Below are 19,538 nucleotides of genomic sequence, written 5' to 3' on the forward strand. Positions count from 1 at the left end.
TGGCGTTGGCTACCCTTCCTCCTCCTGGCCTGCACGGTATTGCCTTCAAAGTACAGACAGGAGTTGTGATGGATGTATCCAGCCTGCTTGACGGCATGAACGACAAGCAAAGAGAGGCGGTGGCCGCCCCTTCCCAGAACATGCTGGTGCTGGCCGGTGCCGGCAGTGGCAAGACCCGGGTGCTGGTGCATCGCATTGCCTGGTTGATGCAGGTGGAGCAGGTGCCGGCCTCGGGCATACTGGCGGTGACCTTTACCAACAAGGCCGCCGCCGAAATGCGCAGCCGGGTGGAGCAGTTACTGGGCGGCCGCCTGTTCGGTCTCTGGCTGGGTACCTTTCATGGTCTGGCGCACCGGCTGCTGCGGGCTCACCACCTGGACGCCAACCTGCCCCAGGACTTTCAGATCCTCGACTCGGACGATCAGCTGCGCCTGCTCAAGCGCATTCTCAAGAGCCTGAATCTGGACGAAAAACAGTGGCCGCCGCGACAGGTGGCCGGCTATATCAACGGTCGCAAGGACGAGGGCCTGCGGCCGGGTGATATTCAGGTGCTCAACGATCCGTTGCAAAAGACCTGGCGCCAGATTTATCAGGTGTATCAGGACACCTGCGACCGGGCCGGGCTGGTGGACTTTGCCGAACTGCTGCTGCGGGCCCACGAGCTGTGGCTGTACAAGCCGCACATTCTGGAACACTACCAGCAGCGTTTTCAGCACATTCTGGTGGACGAATTTCAGGACACCAACAGCATTCAGTATGCCTGGCTGCGCATGCTGGCCGGCGACAGCGCCCGGGTGATGATAGTGGGCGACGACGATCAGTCCATCTACGGCTGGCGCGGGGCCCGGGTGGAAAACATCTCCCGTTTTCTGCAGGACTTTCCCGGTGCCGAGACGGTGCGGCTGGAGCAGAACTACCGCTCCACCGGCACCATTCTCAAGGCCGCCAACCGGCTGATTGCCAACAACGCCGAGCGCATGGGTAAGGAGCTGTGGACCGAAGGCACCGAAGGCGAGCCCATCGCCGTGTACAGCGCCTTTAACGAAGTGGATGAGGCCCGCTTTGTGGTGGAGCGCATCAAGCAGTGGCGTAATAAAGACGGAAGCTTGAGCGACAGCGCCATTCTCTACCGCAACAACGCCCAGTCCCGAGTGCTGGAAGAGGCGCTGATCCAGGAGCGCATTCCCTACCGCATCTACGGCGGCCTGCGCTTTTTTGAACGGCAGGAGATCAAGGACGCCCTCGGCTACCTGCGCTTAATCAACAACAGAGGTGATGAGGCTTCGTTCGAGCGTATCGTCAACACCCCCACCCGGGGCATTGGCGAGCGTACTCTTGGGCTGATCCGCGAGGCGGCCCGGGATCGGGAAGTCACCCTGTGGCGGGCGGCCTGGGTGCTGGTGGAAGAAAAAATCCTCACCGGCCGGGCCGCCGCCGCGGTCAGCCGCTTTATCAATCTGATCAACCAGCTGGAAGACGATACCCGCGAGCTGCCGCTGCATGTGCAGACCGACAGGGTGATTGAACTGTCGGGCCTCAAGGCCATGTATCTGGCGGAAAAGGGCGAGAAGGCCCAGTCCCGGGTGGAAAACCTGGAGGAGCTGGTGTCCGCCACCCGCCAGTTCACTCCATCGGAAGAAGAGGACATGTCGCCGCTGTCGGCGTTTTTGTCCCATGCCGCCCTTGAAGCGGGCGAGGGCCAGGCGGATCAGTTTGACGACGCCGTGCAGCTGATGACGCTGCACTCCGCCAAGGGGCTGGAGTTCCCGCTGGTGTTTATGGTGGGGGTGGAGGAAGGCATGTTTCCCAGCCAGCTGTCGGCGGAAGAAAGCCGCCGGCTGGAGGAGGAGCGCCGGCTGGCCTATGTGGGCATGACCCGGGCCATGGAAAAGCTCTATATCAGCCATGCCGAAAGCCGCCGCCTCTATGGCCGGGAAATGTTTCACCGCCCCAGCCGCTTTATCAAGGAGCTGCCCGCCGAGTGCCTGGAGGAAATCCGGCTGAAAGCTAAAGTGACCCGCACCATTCCCAACGGCCGCTTCAGCCAGGATCGCGTGCAGGATACCTTTAACCAGACCGGGTTCCGCCTGGGCCAGCGAGTGCTGCACCCCAAGTTCGGCGAAGGCGTGGTGCTCAACTATGAAGGCGCCGGTGCCCAGAGCCGGGTGCAGGTCAACTTCGACGATGGCGGCGCCAAATGGCTGGTCACCGCCTACGCTAGGCTCGAGGCGCTATAAAAGCAGTCGTAAGCGGTCAGCTGTAAGTCGCCAGGTTTTGCTGGCCGTTTTTGAGTGGTGCTTGTTAACCCTTATCGCTTGCAGCAGGCGTAGATGTGATGAGCGAAGCGAATCGCAACAAATAAAGGCGCTTGCGGAATGTTGGGATTCGCTGCGCTCATCGCCAACCTACCGCTCTTTTTCTCGTTCCCACGCTCTGCGTGGGAATGCATACAAGCCCGTTCGGCAGTGCGCTTTACACCTCACTCCTCACCAGCCTTGCCCGCCGTCGCTGGCGCAGGCCGTCCAGGCTGTAGATGACCAGTGCGGTCCAGATCAGGGCAAAGGTAATGGCCTTGTCGGTGGTAAAGGCTTCCCCGTAGACCAGTACCCCCAGCAGCAGCGCCAGGCTGGGCGCCAGATACTGAAAAAAGCCCAGGGTCGAGAGCCGCAGCCGGCTGGCGGCGCCGGCGAACAGCAGCAAAGGCACTGTGGTGACCAGGCCGGCGGCCAGCAGCAGCAGGTTGAGGCTGGCGGCATTGGCGGTCAGGTTGCCGGTGGCGGAATCCAGTCCCCACAGCCAAAGCAGAGCGGGTATCAGCAGTACCGAGGTTTCCAGCAGCAGGCCGGTAAAGGGGTCTACCGGTACCTGTTTGCGGATCAGGCCGTAGGTGCCAAACGACAGCGCCAGCACCAGCGCCACCCAGGGCAGGCTGCCAAATACCAGTATCTGCACCAGCACGCCAACGGCGGCCAGCGCCACCGCCAGCCATTGCAGCGGCCGGTAACGTTCCTGCAGGAACACCATGCCCAGCACAATATTGAGCAGCGGATTGATGTAATAGCCCAGGCTGGCATCGAGAATATGGTTGTTGTTCACCGCCCAGATAAACACCAGCCAGTTGGTGCCGATCACCAAAGACGACACCAGCAGCAACAGCAGCAATGCCGGCCGGCGCAGCAGGGCCCGTACCCGGGTCCAGTAGCCCAGGGCGGTGATCAGCCCCAGCAGCAGCAGGCAGGACCACACCACCCGGTGCGCCAGAATCTCCGGTGCCGGCACCTCGAGCAGTTGCTTGAAATACACCGGGGCCAGACCCCACAGCAAATAGGCGCACAGGGCGAGCAGGGCGCCACGGGCGGATTGATCCTGTTCCATCTTGAGTCATCAACAGTGAGAAAAGCAGAAGTGTAATGTCAGCCTCGAAAGGCATCCAGTAACAAGTGAAACTTTGTGGCCATGGCCTGCGGTTTATTGTTGTCGCCCCCTGCCTTACAATGATCCTTCATTTTTGCCCGGCTGACCGCAATGAATCCCGACACCGACAACACCGCTTCCGTGCCCATTCCCGACACGCCCCATGGCGTGCTGCAGCAGGTGTTCGGCTATCAGGACTTTCGCAAGGGTCAGCTGAATATCGTGGAAGCGGCGGTGGCCGGACGCGACGCCATGGTGATTATGCCCACCGGCGGCGGCAAGTCGCTGTGTTACCAGATCCCGGCGCTGCTGCGGCCGGGGCTCACCGTGGTGGTGTCGCCGCTGATCTCGCTGATGAAGGATCAGGTCGATACCCTGGTGGCCAACGGCGTGGCGGCGGCCTATATCAACAGTTCGCTCAGCCGGGAAACCATGCTGCGCCACTTTACCGCCCTGCGCCGGGGCGAGATCAAGCTGCTGTATGTGTCGCCGGAGCGGTTGCTGCAGCACGAATTCATGGAGCGGCTCGGCGAGCTGGAGCTGGCCATGTTCGCCATCGACGAGGCTCACTGCATCTCACAATGGGGCCACGACTTTCGCCCGGAATACGCCGAGCTGGGCCGGCTCAAGCAGTGGTTTCCCCACACGCCCATCATGGCGCTCACCGCCACCGCCGACGAGGCCACCCGCCAGGACATGCTGGGCCGGCTTAACCTCACCGAGCCGCTGATCCATATCGCCAGTTTTGACCGGCCCAACATTCGCTACACCCTGGTGGAAAAGTTCAAGGGGCTGGATCAGCTGGTGCGCTACGTGGCGGAGCAAAACGGCCAGTGCGGCATTGTGTATTGCTCCAGCCGCAAGCGGGTGGAAGAGGTGGCCGAGCGGCTGCTGGCCCGGGGCCACAAGGCCGCCAGCTACCATGCCGGCCTGCCTCTGGAGCTGCGCCAGTCGGTGCAGGAGCGTTTTATTCGCGACGATCTCGACATAGTGGTGGCCACGGTGGCCTTTGGCATGGGCATCGACAAGCCCAATGTGCGCTATGTGGTGCACTACGACATTCCCAAGAACATCGAGTCCTACTATCAGGAAACCGGCCGGGGCGGGCGCGACGGCCTTCCGTCGGAAGCCCTGCTGCTCTACGATCCGGGGGATGTGGGCCGGGTGCGGCGGTTGCTGGAAAACAGCGACAACGAGCAGCAGCTGCAGGTGGAGCTGTACAAGCTCAATGTGATGGCGGCCTTTGCCGAATCCCTCACCTGCCGCCGCCAGGTGCTGCTCAACTATTTTGGTGAATATCAGCGTGAGCCCTGCGGCAACTGCGATATCTGTCTGGATCCGCCCAAGCGCTACGATGGCACCGAAGACGCGCAAAAGGCGCTGTCCTGCGTGTACCGTACCGGCCAGCGCTTCGGGGTTATGTATGTGGTGGAAGTGCTGCGGGGCGCCGATACCCAGCGCATTCGTGAACACGGCCACGACAAACTCTCCACCTATGGCATTGGCAAGGACCGAAGTCAGGAGCACTGGGTGAGCGTGCTGCGCCAGCTTATTCACTCCGGTCTGCTGACCCAGAACATTACCCGCAACATGGTGCTGCAGCTCACCGAGGCGGCCCGTCCGGTGCTGCGCGGCGAAGTGGCCCTGGAGCTGGCGGAGCCCAGGCTGGCGCGGGTAAAGCAAAAGGACAAGGCGGAAAGCGGGCTGACCCGGGCCGAAGACCGCGCTCTGTTCAAGGCGCTGCGGCAACTGCGCAAGCAACTGGCCGAAGAGGCCGATGTGCCCCCCTATGTGGTGTTCAACGACGCCACTCTTACCGAGCTGGCCCGTTACCGGCCCAAAACCGAGGCGGAGCTGCTGGGCATTAACGGGGTGGGGATGCGCAAGCTGGAGCGTTTTGGCGAGGCGTTTCTGGAGCTGTTGCGGCGGGAAGACTAACGCCGCAGGAAATAAAGGCCCGCCGGGGCGGACCCTTGGGTATTACAGGCTGGCGTAGTAGGCAGCCAGGTCTTCCATGTCCTGATCGGACAGGGGCATGGCCATGGGCGCCATGATGGGATTGTTGCGCTCGCCGGCCTTGAATGCTTTCAGCTGAGCTACGACGTAGGCGGCTTTCTGACCGGCCAGGTTGGGGTAGATGTCCATGGTGGAAATGCCTTCGGCGCCATGGCAGGCGGCACACACGGCGGCTTTGGCCTTGCCTGCCTCGGCATCACCGGCGGCAAAGGCAGGAGCACTGATCATGGCCACGAGGGCGGCAGCTGTCATCAATTTATTCATCATTGAACTCCGTTGTTATTGAATCGCGAATTGCTTCCTGGCTCATCTTTTGAGCCGTTGCAGTATAAGTTAAGCTGTGGTCAAAAATAAAACCCGCGATTTAGCTAAAAGGTGAAACCATGATCCTGGATAACCGTTATGCGGGTCTTGAGTGGGCCGGGACCCGTACTGAGCCTGATCCACTAAAGGCGCCCCGGCTGTTGCTCGTTAATTATGACCTTGCCGGCGAACTGGGCATTTCACTCGATGACCGCCAGTGGCGGGACATCACCAGTGGTGAACGGCTGTTGCCGGACATGACCCCCTTTGCCCAGGTGTATGCCGGCCACCAGTTTGGTGGTTTCAGCCCGCGGCTGGGTGACGGCCGGGCCCTGCTGCTGGGAGAAGTGGTGACCCCGGGCGGCGAGCGCTGGGATCTGCATCTCAAGGGGGCGGGCAAAACCCCTTATTCCCGTTTTGGCGATGGCCGGGCCGTGCTGCGGTCCTCGCTCAGGGAATACCTGGCCTCGGAGGCCCTGCATCATCTGGCTATTCCTACCACCCGGGCGCTGTGCCTGGTGGGCAGTGACGAGCCGGTTTACCGGGAGCAGGTGGAAGCCGGCGCCGCCCTGCTGCGGGCCGCCCCCAGCCATCTGCGCTTTGGCCACTTTGAATATTTCTATTACAGCAGTCAGTCCGAGCGCATTCCTGAACTGCTGGATTATCTGATCGATACCCAGTGGCCGGATCTGAAACAACAGCCTCAAGACTACGGCGCCCTGTTTGACCGGGTGGTGACGCGCACCGCCGGGCTGATTGCCCAATGGCAGGCGGTGGGCTTCTGCCATGGGGTGATGAACACCGACAATATGTCGATGCTGGGCCTGACCCTGGATTATGGTCCCTACGGTTTTCTCGATGCCTATGATCCCGGCCACATCTGCAATCATTCCGACCCTGCCGGTCGTTACGCCTATGATCAGCAGCCGGCGGTGGGGCTGTGGAACCTGCAGCGGCTGGCCCAGGCGCTGTCGGGTCATATCGAGCTGGACGTGCTGCAGCAATCCCTGGGGAAATATGAGCATAAATTGCTGACTACCTATTCCGAACTGATGCGGCAAAAACTGGGCCTTGAGCAGTGGCATGAAGGCGATCCGGCGCTGTTCCGTGACATGTTCAGCCTGATGTCCGAGCATAACGTCGATTACACCTGCTGGTTTCGTCGTTTGGCGCTGCTGGAAGCCGAAGGCGAACTGCCGCCAAGCCTGGCAGCCTTGTTGCCCGAGCCTGCCGCCTGGCAGGACTGGTTTGCCCGTTACCGGGCAAGGCTGGCGCAGGAAGAACGAACTTTCGCCGAGCGTCGGACGGCCATGGACGCGGTCAATCCCAAATACGTGCTGCGCAACCACCTGGCCCAGAACGCCATCGAGCGGGCCGAGCGGGGTGACATGGCGGAAGCTGACATCCTGCTGCAGCTGCTGGCGCGGCCCTTTGACGAGCAGCCCGGGTTCGATGCTTATGCCGAGCCGGCCCCCGAGTGGGCGGCATCCCTTTGTATTTCCTGCAGTTCCTGACCATGACGCCATTACAAAGCCAATCACCCCTTACCATTGAAAGCTTTCCTGCCTGGGCCGATGAGCTGGCTCAGGCACTGGAGCTGACCGTACTGGAGCGGGAAGCCGGTGCCGACTATCACCAGTGGCTGGTGGACTTTGAAGGCAGCCGGCTGTTTTTGTGTTTTCAGCACTATGCCGACTGCGCCTGGCTGGAGGCGCTGAGTGAACAGGATCAGGAGGTGGCCGACTGGCTGACCGGAGAGTGGAACCGGGGCTGAATGGAATTAACTTCAGATAAAGACAAGTGCTTAAAAAACGACTAGAATGCGCCCCTTCGCATTGTCGAGTGCATGCTTTAACCCGCCATGGGTTCCCTCACCCCATTTATCAAAAAGGTGATATATGATTACCTCTGCTCAATACCGCACGGCCCTGATCCGGCTGTCGTTGTTTCATATCGCGGTGATCGCCGCCAGCAACTATCTGGTGCAGCTGCCCTTTACCCTGTTTGGCTTTCATACCACCTGGGGCGCGCTCAGCTTTCCCTTTATCTATCTGGCCACGGATCTGACGGTGCGCATCTTTGGTGCCGGGCTGGCCCGGCGCATCATTTTTGCGGTGATGCTGCCGGCCCTGGCCAGCTCCTATGTGCTGTCGGTGCTGTTTTTTGAGGCAAGCTATCAGGGCCTGGGGGCGCTGACGGAATTCAACCTGTTCGTGGCCCGTATCGCTCTGGCGAGCTTTATGGCCTATGTGCTGGGGCAGATCATGGATGTGTCTGTGTTTAACCGGCTGCGCCAGGTGCGTGCCTGGTGGGTGGCGCCCACCTGCTCCACCATTTTCGGCAATCTGATCGATACCCTGGCGTTCTTCAGCCTGGCGTTCTGGCGCTCGCCGGATCCCTTTATGGCCGAGCACTGGGTGGAGATCGCCTGGGTGGACTATGGCTTCAAGCTGGTGTTCAGTCTGGCGCTGTTTGTGCCCGCCTACGGCCTGCTGCTGAAATACCTGAGCCGCCGAGTGCTGGGTGACGACCAGGCGGTGCTGCAAACCAGCAACTGAGTGAGGGGTGAGGGGAAAGGAGTGAGGTGACTCTTCACTGCTCCTCACCCTTCACGCCTTACCCCTCACAGTCCATCACAGCGCCGACAGTGCGTTCACATCCAGAGCGCCGGCGTAGGCTTCCAGATCCTCGCTGGTGAGTTCGCTGCCACGGCCGCTTAGCTGCACCAGGGTGGTGTTGGCCACCAGCATCATCAGTTCCTTGCTGTTGCCTTCTTCCTTGACCATGGCGGTCTGGCCATTGATGCGGCGCACCTTGTAGCCGCTCATGGTGGCCATGCTGGGGTTGGTAAACAGCATGGCCATGGTCTGCAGCAGAGGTGAGTTTTTGGTAATGGTCATTTCCAGCCGGGCATTGTCCTTGCGGTACTGGCGGGAAGCATGAATACCACCGCCAAACATGGCGCTGCCGCCGGCCCTGGTGTCGGCTTCGTCGGCCTGCCAGCCGGGCAGGGGATCGGGAAACAGCTCACCCAGCTCACCGGCCTGCAGCTGGCGAATTAACGTGGCAGCATAGTCGAACTGGGAAGCGGCCTGGGACCACTCTTCGGCCTCGTAGGCGCGGGTGCCTTCCTCGATGGCCCGCCGAATTTCGGCGTCATCGGCCAGCAGCAGGCCCGGCAACAGCAGACTTGTCCATAACCAGTGCTTGTTCATGTGGTGTCCCCGGCTGGTGTTTTGTCTCAGTGTAGCCAAGGGGGCGGCACGGGAGGGGAACAAAAAGTGATCGAAAGGAGGAGATATGGGTTGCAATAACAAATGATAACGATTATCGTTACCTTGCTTTCCGAACACAGCCTTTCATTCAGTCAGATGTAGGATACAGGCGGCTTTCGAAGGCACGACATTGCTCACATTGCTTCCAGAGTTTAAGGCCGGCTTATTGCCGGCCCTTTTTTTGTGCTTACAAGCGAGCTGCTGCGCTCAGCCATGCTTCGTTGAAAAGCGGCTCAAAATGCTCATGTACCGCAAGTACACTCCGCTTTTTCGCCACTTTTCGCCTCGCCTGGCTTTCGCTCGCGACGCTCGTGAAACACTGGCTGTGACTGAGCTTTTACATTTCCAGCAGGCGTTTCACCAGCTTGCCAATACCGGTGTCGGCCTCGGTAATGCTCTGCGCCAGCATATAGGCGGGGGTGGAGATCACCTTGTAGTGTTCGTCTTCCACCACATCGGTGACGGCGCAGCCGATATGCTCGCCGCCCATGGCGGCAAAGGCTTCGGCGGTGGCGGCATCGGTACCTATGGTGCCTTTCACTCCGGCCGGATAGACCTTTGGCATCAGTACCGGCGCAATACAGCAATAGCCGGCGGGCTTGCGGGCTTTGGCAAAGGCGCGACAGGCGGCCAGCACCTCGTTGTCCACCTCGCATTTCTCCCCTTCAAAGGCAAAATTGCACAGGCTTTTGGCCACCCCAAAGCCGCCGGGCAGCAGCAGGGCATCAAAGTCGTCGGCCTTGAGTTCGCTCAGGGGCTGAATGTCTCCCCGGGCGATACGGGCGGCTTCGGCCAGCACATTGCGCTGTTCGGTGTTTTCCGCACCGGAGCGATGATCGATCACATGATGCTGAGGCTTGTCGGGGGCAAAACACTGGTAGCGGGCGCCGTGGCGGGCCAGGTGCAGCAGGCACAGCACGGCCTCGTGAATTTCCGCACCGTCGTAGACACCACAACCGCTCAGAATGACGGCAACTTTTTTCATGTTGTGCTCCTTGTCAGAGGGGGTAAATTTTGTGACGCGGCTCGGGCCGAATGCGTCAGCGTGTGCTAGCATTATGTGCGCTTAATAATTGTGCAACATTTCCTGTCTGTCGATTTTCCACATTTAACGATCGCTTATCAAGATCCATTATTAAACTGCAAACCATTGAATAATAAAGGTTTGTTGTTATTTGTCGGATCCTGGACGGATCGCTCCTTCACAGAGTTATCCACAGGCCTCAAACGGCATCAACATGGAGTCCGGCGGCCCGCTGTGGCATGCTAGCGGCCAACGCATTAACGAGAACAACACCATGGTTGCCATTCCTGCCAAACCCCTGATCCTGGTCGATGGATCCTCCTATCTGTATCGTGCCTATTTCGCTTCACAGCAGGCGGATCTGCGCACCAGTGACGGCCGCCCCACCGGGGCCATTCGCGTGGTCACCAACATGCTGCGCAGCCTGCACAAACAGTTTCCCGAGTCCCGGGTGGCGGTGGTGTTTGATGCCAAGGGCAAAACCTTTCGTGATGACATTTATCCGGAATACAAGGCTCAGCGTCCCTCGATGCCGGACGATCTGCGCAGCCAGATCCAGCCCATTCACGACATTATTCGTGCCATGGGGCTGCCGCTGTTGATCGAGGAAGGAGTGGAAGCGGACGATGTGATCGGCACTCTGGCCCGGCAGGCTACCGAGCAGCAGCTGGACGTGGTGATCAGCACTGGCGACAAGGACATGGCCCAGCTGGTGTCGGATCACGTGTTGCTGATGGACACCATGAAAAACAGCTTTCTCGACCGGGACGGCGTGGTGGAGAAGTTCGGCGTGCCGCCTTCGCTTATCATCGATCTGCTGGCGCTGGTGGGCGATAAGGTGGACAACATTCCCGGCATGCCCGGCGTGGGTGAGAAAACCGCGCTGGCGCTGCTGCAGGGGCTGGGATCCATCGATGATATCGCCGCCAATACCGACAAAATCGCCGGGCTCGGCTTTCGCGGATCCAAGTCCTTTGCCGCCAAGTTTGCCGAGCACGAAGAGATGGTGCGGTTGTCCTACACCCTGGCCACCATCAAGACCGATGTGCCGCTGCATGTGGGCCCCGCCGATCTGCAACAGAGCGAACCGGATACCGAGGCCCTGCGCACCCTCTATCAGGAATATGAATTCCGCAACCTGCTGGCCGAACTGGATCCCGAGCAGGCGGAAGAAGAGCAGGCCGCGCCGGCCATGGAAACCGACTATCAGCTGATCACCGAGCAGGCCGAGCTGGACGCCTGGATCGAAAAACTGAAGGCGGCGCCGCTGTTTGCCTTTGATACCGAAACCACCAGCCTCAGCTACCGGGACGCCCGGGTGGTGGGCGTGTCGTTTGCGGTAGAAGCCGGCCAGGCCGCCTATGTGCCCTTTGGTCATGACTATCTGGATGCGCCCGAGCAGCTGAGCGAAGAAGCCGTGCTGGGTGCGCTCAAACCGCTGCTGGAAGACGAAACCCGCATCAAGCTGGGGCAGAACCTCAAGTACGACATTAATGTGCTGAAGAATCACGGCGTTCACATGAAGGGGGCGCTGCTCGACACCATGCTGGAGTCCTATGCGCTGAACTCGGTGCAGACCCGGCACGACATGGACAGCATGGCGGCGTTTTTCCTCAATCACAGCACCACGTCGTTCGAGTCCATTGCCGGCAAGGGGGCCAAGCAGCTGACCTTTAACCAGATCCCCCTGGAGCAGGCCGGTCCCTATGCGGCGGAAGACGCCGACATTACCCTGCGGCTGCATCATCACCTGAGTGAAAAACTGGCCGCCGAGCCGGTGCTGCAAAGCGTGTTCACCGACATTGAGCTGCCGCTGGTGCCCATTCTGGCGGAAATGGAATACACGGGCGTGCGCATCGACAGCCAGCTGCTGGCCATTCAGAGTGACGAGATCGCCAAGCGGCTCAAGGAGCTGGAGCTGGAGGCCCATGAGCTTGCCGGCGAGCCCTTTAACCTGAGCTCCACCAAGCAGCTGGGCGAGATTTTGTTTACCAAGCTCGAGCTGCCGGTGATCAAGAAAACCCCCAAGGGCGCGCCGTCCACCGCCGAGGAAGTGCTGCAGGAGCTGGCGCTGGACTACCCCCTGCCCAAACTGCTGATGGAATACCGGGCCCTGAGCAAGCTCAAGTCCACCTATACCGACAAACTGCCGCAGATGGTGAACGAGCACAGCGGCCGCATTCATACCTCCTATCACCAGGCCAACACCGCCACCGGCCGGCTGTCGTCGTCGGATCCCAACCTGCAGAACATTCCCATTCGCACTCACGAAGGGCGGCGTATTCGTCAGGCCTTTGTGGCCGAGCCCGGCTACAGGCTGGTGGCGGCGGACTACTCCCAGATTGAGCTGCGCATCATGGCCCATCTGTCCCAGGACAAGGGCCTGCTAGACGCCTTTGCCCACGGTCAGGACATTCACCGCGCCACCGCCGCCGAAGTGTTTGGGGTGGCGGTGGATGAAGTCAGCACCGAACAGCGCCGCCGGGCCAAGGCCATCAACTTTGGCCTGATCTACGGCATGAGCGCCTTTGGTCTGGCGCGCCAGCTGGGCATTGGCCGTAACGAAGCCCAGCAGTACATGGATATCTACTTCGAGCGTTATCCGGGCGTGCTGCGCTATATGGAAGACACCCGGGCCCAGGCCAGCGAGCAGGGCTATGTCTCCACCCTGTTCGGTCGCCGGCTCTACCTGCCGGAGATCAGGTCCAAAAACGGCGCCCGGCGCAAGGGTGCCGAGCGGGCTGCCATCAACGCGCCCATGCAGGGTACTGCCGCCGACATCATCAAAAAGGCGATGATTCGGGTGAACGACTGGCTCACCGGGCTGCCCGAAGGCGAGGTACGCATGCTGATGCAGGTGCACGATGAACTGGTGTTTGAAATTCGCGAAGACAGGGTGGAGGAATACCGGGAGCAAATCTGTGCGCTGATGCAGCAGGCCGCCAGCCTGGATGTGCCCCTGCTGGTGGAAGCCGGAGTGGGAGACAACTGGGATCAGGCTCACTAATTTGGTATTAAAAAAACAATAATGAAATAAAATTACGGTTTGGGGCTTTTCTCTGTGCCGCGCCGGAAGTAAAGTAGTACCAGGTACAGAGGCAGGGGACATGCCCTGCCTGACTTTCTTTATGCATTCGATACATGATTGCTCAGGCCGCCTTCAGCATGACTGCTGAAGGCGTTTTTTTTGCCTGATCCAGAATTTTTTGTAACTTGTATACAAAATTAATTTTTTGTAAAAAGGTTACAGTTTTACTGCTGCACACCCGTCCGTGCTCACTCTGGCATTTGAGAATAGGGCTGGGTATCATCGGCCCATTGGTCGGGGAGCCCTGATGGCTGAGACGGCATCACGCCGAACCCGTTGAACCTGATCCAGCTAATACTGGCGCAGGGAACCGGTGGCTGAAAGATGGCCTTGATGGTTTCTGCGCCCAGAGAGGACCATAAGGACATGCACAGCAGCAAAGCCATTATTCTTTCCATTGCCGGATCCGACAGCGGCGGCGGCGCCGGCGTTCAGGCCGACATCAAGGCCATTTCCGCCACCGGTGGTTACGCCTGCTCGGTGATCACCGCCATCACCGCCCAGAACACCCGTGGTGTATCTGCGGTGCACCCTGTGCCCCAGGATATTATTCGTGCCCAGCTCGATGCCGTGTTCAGCGATCTGCCGGTGGCGGCGGTCAAGGTGGGCATGCTGGGGGACGCCGACACCATCAATACGGTGGCCGACGCCCTGGAAAAATACCGGCCGCAGCACCTGGTGGTGGATCCTGTGATGGTCAGCGCCAACGGCGATATGTTGCTGGCGCCGGAAGCGGTGCAAAGCCTCAAGCAGCGACTGTTGCCCCTGGCGGACGTGATCACCCCCAATCTGCCGGAAGCCGCCTGCCTGACAGAACGACCGGTGCCGGCCTCGCTGCGGGAAATAGAGCCGCTGATTGCGGCGCTGAGCGAACTGGACTGCCGGGCCGTGCTGCTCAAGGGCGGTTTTCTGCAGCAGGAGCCCCGCAGCCCCGACTGGCTGTTGCACGGTGACGAGCTGCGTTGTTTTGACACCCCGAGGGTGATCACCACCAACACCCACGGCACCGGCTGCACCCTGTCCGGCGCGCTGGCGTCCTACCTGGCCCAAGGGCTCTCGCTGGAGCTGGCGGTGGCCTCGGCCAAGCATTATATCGAGAAGGCGATCGAGGCCGGTGCTCACTTGAAAATCGGTCAGGGCCGGGGTCCGGTGGAGCATTTCTTCGCCCGTTGATCCGGCGGTTATTGCCCCGGCCCGCTTGCGTCCGGCCGGGGCGGCTTGTAGTATTCCTGCGCCAATAATCAATAAAAAATGGATTAACTCCCTGATAGTTAATCCAATTACTTCACTGCTATAGTCTGCTCTAAAGAGTCTCTCCTTTATTTTCGCCGATCCTGACGCCCTTCAAGGGGCATTGAAAGGAGTCTTGCGTATGCTTGTTGCCGTTCTGGCAGGTTTTATTCTGGCCGCATTGGTGCCGCGTCTGAGCCCGCTGCTGGGCAGACATATCGGCTGGTGCCTGGCGTTGCTGCCGGCCGCGCTGTTTGGCTATTTTGCCAGTTTCTGGTCCCGGATCACCGGCGGCGAGGGGGTTAGTTTTCACTACGACTGGATTCCCAGCCTTAACGTCAGCCTGAGCTTTCTGCTCGACGGTCTCAGCCTGATGTTTGCCCTGCTGATCACCGGTATCGGCACTTTTATTCTGATCTATGGCGGCCGCTACCTCGACGGCAACAAGGACAGGCACAAGCTGCTGATGTACCTGCTGGCCTTTATGAGCGCCATGCTGGGGGTGGTGCTGTGCAGCAACCTTATCGGCCTGTTTGTATTCTGGGAGCTCACCAGCATTACCTCCTACCTGCTGATCGGTTTTAACCACGAGCAGGAAAAGGCCCGCAAGGCGGCACTGCAGGGGCTGTTTGTCACCATGGGCGGTGGCCTGGCGCTGATGACCGGGCTGATTATGCTGGGCTGGATGGCCGGCAGCTTTGAACTCACCGAGGTGCTGGCGCAGGGGCCGGCGTTGCAGCAGCACCCGCTGTTTGTGCCGATGATGGTGCTGGTGCTGGCTGGCTGCTTTACCAAGTCGGCCCAGTTCCCGTTCCATTTCTGGCTGCCCAACGCCATGGCCGCGCCCACCCCGGTGAGCGCCTATCTGCACTCGGCCACCATGGTCAAGGCCGGGGTGTTTCTGATGGCCCGGCTGCAGCCGGTGATGGCCGGCAGCGACGCCTGGCTGCTGACCCTGTCACTGTTTGGTGCCGTGACCATGACGGTGGGGGCGGTGATGTCGGTGTGCAGCACGGATCTCAAGCGCATTCTGGCCTTTTCCACCGTCATGGCCCTGGGCACCCTGACCATGCTGATCGGCATCGGCACCCCGGTGGCGCTGAAGGCGGCCATGGTGTTTCTGCTGGCTCATGCCCTGTACAAGGGCGCCCTGTTTATGGCCGCCGGCACCCTGGATCACGCCACCGGCAGCAAGGATGTGCGCGAGCTGGGCGGGCTGCGTGCCCATATGCCCCAGACCGCGCTGTTTCTGTGGCTGGCGGCGCTGTCGCTGGCGGGTATTCCGCCGCTGTTCGGCTTTATTGCCAAGGAGCTGATGTTTGAGGCGGCGCTGGGGGCATCCTCCCTGTCGGTGCTGCTGGTGGCACTGGCCATGATCACCGCGGTGTGCATTGTGGCCGCCAGTGCTCTGGTGGCCATCAAGCCCTTCTTTGGCGCGCTCAAACCCACCCCCAGAGCCCCGCATGAAGCGCCTGCCGCCATGCGGCTGGGCTTCAGCGCGCTGGCTGCCCTTAGCCTGGTGCTGGGGCTGATGCCGGGTCTGGCAGAGCCGCTGCTGGCGGCGGCGGTCACCGCCATCAGCGGTGCGCCGGCGGCGGATCTGGATCTGGCGCTGTGGCACGGCATCAATTTGCCGCTGTTGTTCAGCGCGGCGGCCCTGATGGCCGGTGCGTTGCTGTATCGTGGCTGGGACCGAATCCATCAGCCCCTGGGCAAGGTCATTTACCCGCTGTCATACGGCCCCGAACGGGGCTATGAAAGAATGATGGATGGTCTGGTACGGCTGGCCCACTGGCAGACCCGGTTGCTGCAGAATGGCTATATGACCAACTACATTCTGACCATACTGCTGACCGCCATCGGCCTTCTGGTGTATGCCTTCTGGGCCCACGATGCCTTTGTGTATTCGCTGTCGTTTGAGGACGTGCGTTTTTACGAGGTGGTGATCAGCCTGCTGATGCTGGTGGCCGTGGTGTATGCCAGCGCCACTCACTTGCGGCTGGGCTCGGTGGCGGCGGTGGGGGTGCTGGGTTTTGCCATGGCGCTGATCTATGTGTTCTTCAGTGCGCCGGATCTGGCCATTACCCAGGTGCTGGTGGAAACCCTGACGGTGATCCTGCTGGTGCTGGTGCTGTTCCGTCTGCCCGGCTTTCAGGATCTGTCCAGCACTCAAACCCGCTGGCGCGATGCCGCCGTGGCCGGGGTGTTCGGGGTGCTGGTGGCCATGATGGTGCTGACCGTGAACCAGTCTTCCCTGGGCGAAGGCATCAGCGACTATCTGGTGGCCAACAGCTATGAAGTGGCCCACGGCCGCAATATCGTCAACGTTATTCTGGTGGACTACCGGGCCCTGGACACCCTTGGGGAGATCTTTGTGCTGGCCCTGGCTGCCATCGGCGTGAACGCCATGATCCGCTTTCGCTGGGAGGACTACCGATAATGTTCGGCTCGTCGCTTATTCTGCAGACCGCCACCCGCTTTCTGGTGCCGCTGCTGTTTCTGTTTGCGGTGTTTCTGCTGCTGCGTGGCCATAACGAGCCCGGTGGCGGCTTTATCGCCGGCCTGGTGGCGTCCGGAGCCTTTGCCCTGCACCTGTTTGCCTTTGACGCCAGCAGCACCCGCAAGCTGATGGGGGTAGAAAGTCAGCTGCTGATGGGCTGCGGCCTGTTGCTGGCGCTGGTCAGTGGCACCGTGGGCATGGTGCTCAAGGGCCAGCCGTTTCTGTCCAGCCAGTGGTGGAGTCTGTACGTGCCGGGCCTCGGCGAGCTCAAGCTGAGCACGCCGCTGTTTTTTGATATCGGCGTGTTTCTGGTGGTGATCGGCGTGGTGACCACCATCATGCTGTCCCTGGCCAAGGTGGAGGAATAAATGGAAAACCTGTTTGCCTTTGTGGTGGGCGGTCTGTACGCCACCGCCCTGTTTATGATGCTCAGGCGCAGCGTGGTCAAACTGGTGATCGGGCTGATTATTCTGTCGAACGCCGCCAACCTGCTGATCTTTACCAGCGGTGGCCTGGTGCGGGGCGCGCCGCCGCTGATCCCGGAAGGCCTGTATCAGCCGGCGGGCACCATTGCCGACCCGCTTCCCCAGGCGCTGATCCTCACCGCCATCGTCATCAGCTTCGGGGTGCTGGCCTTTGCGGTGGTGCTTATTCACCGGGCCTATGAAGTGATCGGCGCCGACGATGTTAACGAAATGAAGAGCACGGACTCGTGAAAGCAGAAGTCATTATACCCATTCTTATTCCCATGCTGGCCGGGGCCCTGTGCCTCACCTGCTGGCGCTGGCGTACGGTACAGCGCTGGATTTCCGTGCTGTCGGGGGCCGGTCTGTTTATCGCTTCTCTGGTGCTGCTGCACAAGGTACAGAACGACGGCATTCAGGTGGCCTGGATGGGCAGCTGGCCCGCTCCTTACGGCATTACCCTGGTGGCGGATCTGCTCAGCGCCATCATGGTGGTGGTCACCGGGGTGATCGGCCTGGCGGTGGCGGTCTATTCCCTCGCCACCATGACCCGCAGCCACGAGGCCTTTGGTTACTATCCGCTGCTGCACCTGATGCTGGCGGGGGTGGCCGGGGCCTTTCTCACCGGGGATATCTTCAACCTCTATGTGTGGTTCGAGATCCTGCTGATCGCTTCATTTGGCCTGATGATACTGGGGGGCGAGCGGGCCCAGATGGAAGGGGCGATCAAGTACGTGACCCTTAACCTGATCTCCTCCGCCATGTTCCTTACCGCCGTGGGCCTGCTCTACGGCTATGCCGGAACCCTGAACATGGCGGATCTGGCGGTGAAGCTGAACGGTCCCGAGCAGTCCGGGCTGGTGACGGTGATCGCCATGCTGTTTCTGGTGGCCTTTGGCATCAAGGCGGCGGCCTTTCCGCTGTTTTTCTGGCTGCCGGCGTCCTACCACACCCCGCCGGTGGCGATCTCGGCGGTGTTTGCCGGCCTGCTCACCAAGGTGGGGGTCTATGCCCTGTACCGGGTGTTCAGCCTGATCTTCGTGCAGGACACCGGCTTTACCCACGGCACCGTGCTGATGGCCATGGGCATCTTTACCATGGTCACCGGGGTGCTGGGGGCGGCGGCCCAGTTTGAGGTGCGGCGCATTCTGTCCTTTCACATCATCAGTCAGATCGGCTACATGCTGGTGGGGCTGGCGCTGTTTACGCCATTGGCGGTGGCTGGCGGCGTGTTCTACATCTTTCACCACATTATCGTAAAGACCAACCTGTTTCTGGTGAGCGGGGTCATGTACCGCTATCACGGCAGTTATGATCTGGCGAAGCTGGGGGGGCTGTACCGCTCCGCTCCCTGGCTGGCGGCGTTGTTTATGATCCCGGCCATGTCGCTGGCGGGGCTGCCGCCGCTGTCGGGCTTTTTTGCCAAGTTCACGGTGATCAAGGCCGGTGTGATCGAGGGCCACTGGCTGATGGTGGCCATGGCGCTGATCGTGGGCCTGCTGACCCTGTATTCCATGGTCAAGATCTGGGCCGAGGCGTTCTGGAAAGGGCTGCCCGAGGATGCCAAGCCGTTGCGGGGGCAGCAGGATCCGCATCTTTATGTGTTGTATGCCCCCATCGCCGCCCTGGCGCTGATCACCCTGACCATCGGCTTTGGCGCCGAATGGTTTGTGCAGCTGGCCATGGCCACGGCGGATCAGCTGTTGTCGCCGGCGGGTTACATTGATGCCGTGCTGGGAGGAAACCGATGAAAGCCTTTGGATGGAACATGCTGCTGGCCCTGGCCTGGGTGGTGCTGTCGGGTACCTATACCATCAGCAATCTGGTGATCGGTATTCTGCTCAGTTACCTGGTGCTGGCCTACGTGGGGCGGGACAAGCCTACCTTTGCCCGCTATTTCGGCAAGGCGCCGCGCATCGTCAACTTTGTGCTGTTTTTTATCTGGGATCTGATCAAGTCCAATGCCAGGGTGGCCTATGACGTGCTGACCCCGACCCATCTGATGCGGCCTGGGGTGATCGCCATTCCACTGGATCTGAAGGACGAGGGCGGCATCACCATACTGGCCAACCTGATCACCGCCACCCCGGGCTCCCTGACCCTGGATGTGTCGAGCGATCGCCGGGTGCTGTATGTGCACCTGATGTATCTGGAAGACGAGTCCCGCCAGCTGGCGGAGTTCAAGGCCCTTGAGGCCCGTGTTATCGATTTGCTGGGATAAGCC

16 protein-coding genes and 1 riboswitch are annotated in these 19,538 nt (G+C 60.6%); of the genes, 12 read left to right on the forward strand and 4 right to left on the reverse strand.

What is annotated here, in order from left to right; all coding sequences use genetic code 11:
* The first annotated feature begins 68 nt into the window (after positions 1-68).
* Positions 69-2,237: a DNA helicase II gene (gene uvrD / locus DA373_RS03730; protein ID WP_107851012.1), complete on the forward strand. Its 2,169-nt coding sequence runs from the start codon at positions 69-71 to the stop codon at positions 2,235-2,237.
* A 235-nt stretch (positions 2,238-2,472) separates the two neighbouring features.
* Here uvrD and rarD read toward each other — a convergent pair whose 3' ends face one another.
* Positions 2,473-3,375 carry an EamA family transporter RarD gene (rarD, locus tag DA373_RS03735; RefSeq protein ID WP_107851013.1) on the reverse strand — a complete coding sequence of 301 codons (903 nt, stop codon included), beginning with the start codon at positions 3,373-3,375 and terminating at the stop codon, positions 2,473-2,475.
* A 150-nt stretch (positions 3,376-3,525) separates the two neighbouring features.
* Here rarD and recQ point away from each other — a divergent pair, with 150 nt between their 5' ends.
* Entirely contained in the window at positions 3,526-5,352 is a 1,827-nt protein-coding gene (gene recQ / locus DA373_RS03740; RefSeq protein ID WP_107851014.1) for a DNA helicase RecQ, read from the forward strand.
* 42 nt (positions 5,353-5,394) lie between these two features.
* On the opposite strand, the gene DA373_RS03745 is transcribed toward recQ, so the two are convergent.
* The gene (locus tag DA373_RS03745) at positions 5,395-5,694 is read right to left on the reverse strand and encodes a c-type cytochrome (RefSeq protein WP_107851015.1); all 300 of its coding nucleotides are present in this window, start codon (positions 5,692-5,694) and stop codon (positions 5,395-5,397) included.
* Positions 5,695-5,813: 119 nt separating this feature from the next.
* Here DA373_RS03745 and DA373_RS03750 point away from each other — a divergent pair, with 119 nt between their 5' ends.
* The 3 genes from DA373_RS03750 (at position 5,814) to DA373_RS03760 (ending at position 8,291) form a co-directional block, all read left to right on the forward strand.
* Positions 5,814-7,247, forward strand: coding sequence for a protein adenylyltransferase SelO (locus DA373_RS03750; protein WP_107851016.1), 1,434 nt, complete (start codon positions 5,814-5,816; stop codon positions 7,245-7,247).
* Between the two features lie 2 nt (positions 7,248-7,249).
* On the forward strand, positions 7,250-7,507 hold the full coding sequence (locus tag DA373_RS03755; protein ID WP_232821185.1) for a DUF3630 family protein: 258 nt from the start codon (positions 7,250-7,252) through the stop codon (positions 7,505-7,507).
* Positions 7,508-7,631: 124 nt separating this feature from the next.
* Positions 7,632-8,291 carry a 7-cyano-7-deazaguanine/7-aminomethyl-7-deazaguanine transporter gene (locus DA373_RS03760; protein ID WP_107851017.1) on the forward strand — a complete coding sequence of 220 codons (660 nt, stop codon included), beginning with the start codon at positions 7,632-7,634 and terminating at the stop codon, positions 8,289-8,291.
* A gap of 75 nt (positions 8,292-8,366) precedes the next feature.
* Here DA373_RS03760 and DA373_RS03765 read toward each other — a convergent pair whose 3' ends face one another.
* Together DA373_RS03765 and elbB are read right to left on the reverse strand one after the other, a co-directional pair.
* A complete protein-coding gene (locus DA373_RS03765; RefSeq protein ID WP_107851018.1) occupies positions 8,367-8,948 on the reverse strand; it encodes a hypothetical protein in 582 nt (193 codons plus the stop codon).
* Positions 8,949-9,345: 397 nt separating this feature from the next.
* The gene (gene elbB, locus DA373_RS03770) at positions 9,346-9,993 is read right to left on the reverse strand and encodes an isoprenoid biosynthesis glyoxalase ElbB (protein WP_107851019.1); all 648 of its coding nucleotides are present in this window, start codon (positions 9,991-9,993) and stop codon (positions 9,346-9,348) included.
* 313 nt (positions 9,994-10,306) lie between these two features.
* Here elbB and polA point away from each other — a divergent pair, with 313 nt between their 5' ends.
* The 7 genes from polA to DA373_RS03805 all read left to right on the forward strand — a co-directional run bounded on the left by polA (position 10,307) and on the right by DA373_RS03805 (position 19,535).
* Positions 10,307-13,039: a DNA polymerase I gene (polA, locus tag DA373_RS03775; protein ID WP_107851137.1), complete on the forward strand. Its 2,733-nt coding sequence runs from the start codon at positions 10,307-10,309 to the stop codon at positions 13,037-13,039.
* A 306-nt stretch (positions 13,040-13,345) separates the two neighbouring features.
* Positions 13,346-13,446: riboswitch (TPP riboswitch) on the forward strand.
* 40 nt (positions 13,447-13,486) lie between these two features.
* Entirely contained in the window at positions 13,487-14,293 is an 807-nt protein-coding gene (thiD, locus tag DA373_RS03780; RefSeq protein WP_107851020.1) for a bifunctional hydroxymethylpyrimidine kinase/phosphomethylpyrimidine kinase, read from the forward strand.
* Positions 14,294-14,492: 199 nt separating this feature from the next.
* Positions 14,493-16,790, forward strand: coding sequence for a putative monovalent cation/H+ antiporter subunit A (locus tag DA373_RS03785; protein ID WP_107851021.1), 2,298 nt, complete (start codon positions 14,493-14,495; stop codon positions 16,788-16,790).
* On the forward strand, positions 16,790-17,218 hold the full coding sequence (locus DA373_RS03790) for a Na+/H+ antiporter subunit B (RefSeq protein ID WP_107851022.1): 429 nt from the start codon (positions 16,790-16,792) through the stop codon (positions 17,216-17,218). The genes DA373_RS03785 and DA373_RS03790 overlap by 1 nt, the downstream gene beginning before the upstream one ends.
* A complete protein-coding gene (locus DA373_RS03795) occupies positions 17,219-17,566 on the forward strand; it encodes a Na+/H+ antiporter subunit C (RefSeq protein WP_107851023.1) in 348 nt (115 codons plus the stop codon).
* The gene (locus DA373_RS03800) at positions 17,563-19,065 is read left to right on the forward strand and encodes a Na+/H+ antiporter subunit D (protein ID WP_107851024.1); all 1,503 of its coding nucleotides are present in this window, start codon (positions 17,563-17,565) and stop codon (positions 19,063-19,065) included. Before DA373_RS03795 ends, DA373_RS03800 begins: the two co-directional genes overlap by 4 nt.
* The gene (locus DA373_RS03805; protein ID WP_107851025.1) at positions 19,062-19,535 is read left to right on the forward strand and encodes a Na+/H+ antiporter subunit E; all 474 of its coding nucleotides are present in this window, start codon (positions 19,062-19,064) and stop codon (positions 19,533-19,535) included. The genes DA373_RS03800 and DA373_RS03805 overlap by 4 nt, the downstream gene beginning before the upstream one ends.
* Positions 19,536-19,538 lie beyond the last annotated feature (3 nt).

Origin of the sequence: Oceanimonas marisflavi, from assembly GCF_003049725.1 — a bacterium.
Taxonomy (GTDB): domain Bacteria; phylum Pseudomonadota; class Gammaproteobacteria; order Enterobacterales; family Aeromonadaceae; genus Oceanimonas; species Oceanimonas marisflavi.

Excerpts from the sequence above, each read along its gene's own strand:
- uvrD (WP_107851012.1), top strand. The coding sequence starts at position 69 with ATGGATGTATCCAGCCTGCTTGACGGCATGAACGACAAGCAAAGAGAG.
- rarD (WP_107851013.1), bottom strand. The coding sequence starts at position 3,375 with ATGGAACAGGATCAATCCGCCCGTGGCGCCCTGCTCGCCCTGTGCGCC.
- recQ (WP_107851014.1), top strand. The coding sequence starts at position 3,526 with ATGAATCCCGACACCGACAACACCGCTTCCGTGCCCATTCCCGACACG.
- DA373_RS03745 (WP_107851015.1), bottom strand. The coding sequence starts at position 5,694 with ATGAATAAATTGATGACAGCTGCCGCCCTCGTGGCCATGATCAGTGCT.
- DA373_RS03750 (WP_107851016.1), top strand. The coding sequence starts at position 5,814 with ATGATCCTGGATAACCGTTATGCGGGTCTTGAGTGGGCCGGGACCCGT.
- DA373_RS03755 (WP_232821185.1), top strand. The coding sequence starts at position 7,250 with ATGACGCCATTACAAAGCCAATCACCCCTTACCATTGAAAGCTTTCCT.
- DA373_RS03760 (WP_107851017.1), top strand. The coding sequence starts at position 7,632 with ATGATTACCTCTGCTCAATACCGCACGGCCCTGATCCGGCTGTCGTTG.
- DA373_RS03765 (WP_107851018.1), bottom strand. The coding sequence starts at position 8,948 with ATGAACAAGCACTGGTTATGGACAAGTCTGCTGTTGCCGGGCCTGCTG.
- elbB (WP_107851019.1), bottom strand. The coding sequence starts at position 9,993 with ATGAAAAAAGTTGCCGTCATTCTGAGCGGTTGTGGTGTCTACGACGGT.
- polA (WP_107851137.1), top strand. The coding sequence starts at position 10,307 with ATGGTTGCCATTCCTGCCAAACCCCTGATCCTGGTCGATGGATCCTCC.
- thiD (WP_107851020.1), top strand. The coding sequence starts at position 13,487 with ATGCACAGCAGCAAAGCCATTATTCTTTCCATTGCCGGATCCGACAGC.
- DA373_RS03785 (WP_107851021.1), top strand. The coding sequence starts at position 14,493 with ATGCTTGTTGCCGTTCTGGCAGGTTTTATTCTGGCCGCATTGGTGCCG.
- DA373_RS03790 (WP_107851022.1), top strand. The coding sequence starts at position 16,790 with ATGTTCGGCTCGTCGCTTATTCTGCAGACCGCCACCCGCTTTCTGGTG.
- DA373_RS03795 (WP_107851023.1), top strand. The coding sequence starts at position 17,219 with ATGGAAAACCTGTTTGCCTTTGTGGTGGGCGGTCTGTACGCCACCGCC.
- DA373_RS03805 (WP_107851025.1), top strand. The coding sequence starts at position 19,062 with ATGAAAGCCTTTGGATGGAACATGCTGCTGGCCCTGGCCTGGGTGGTG.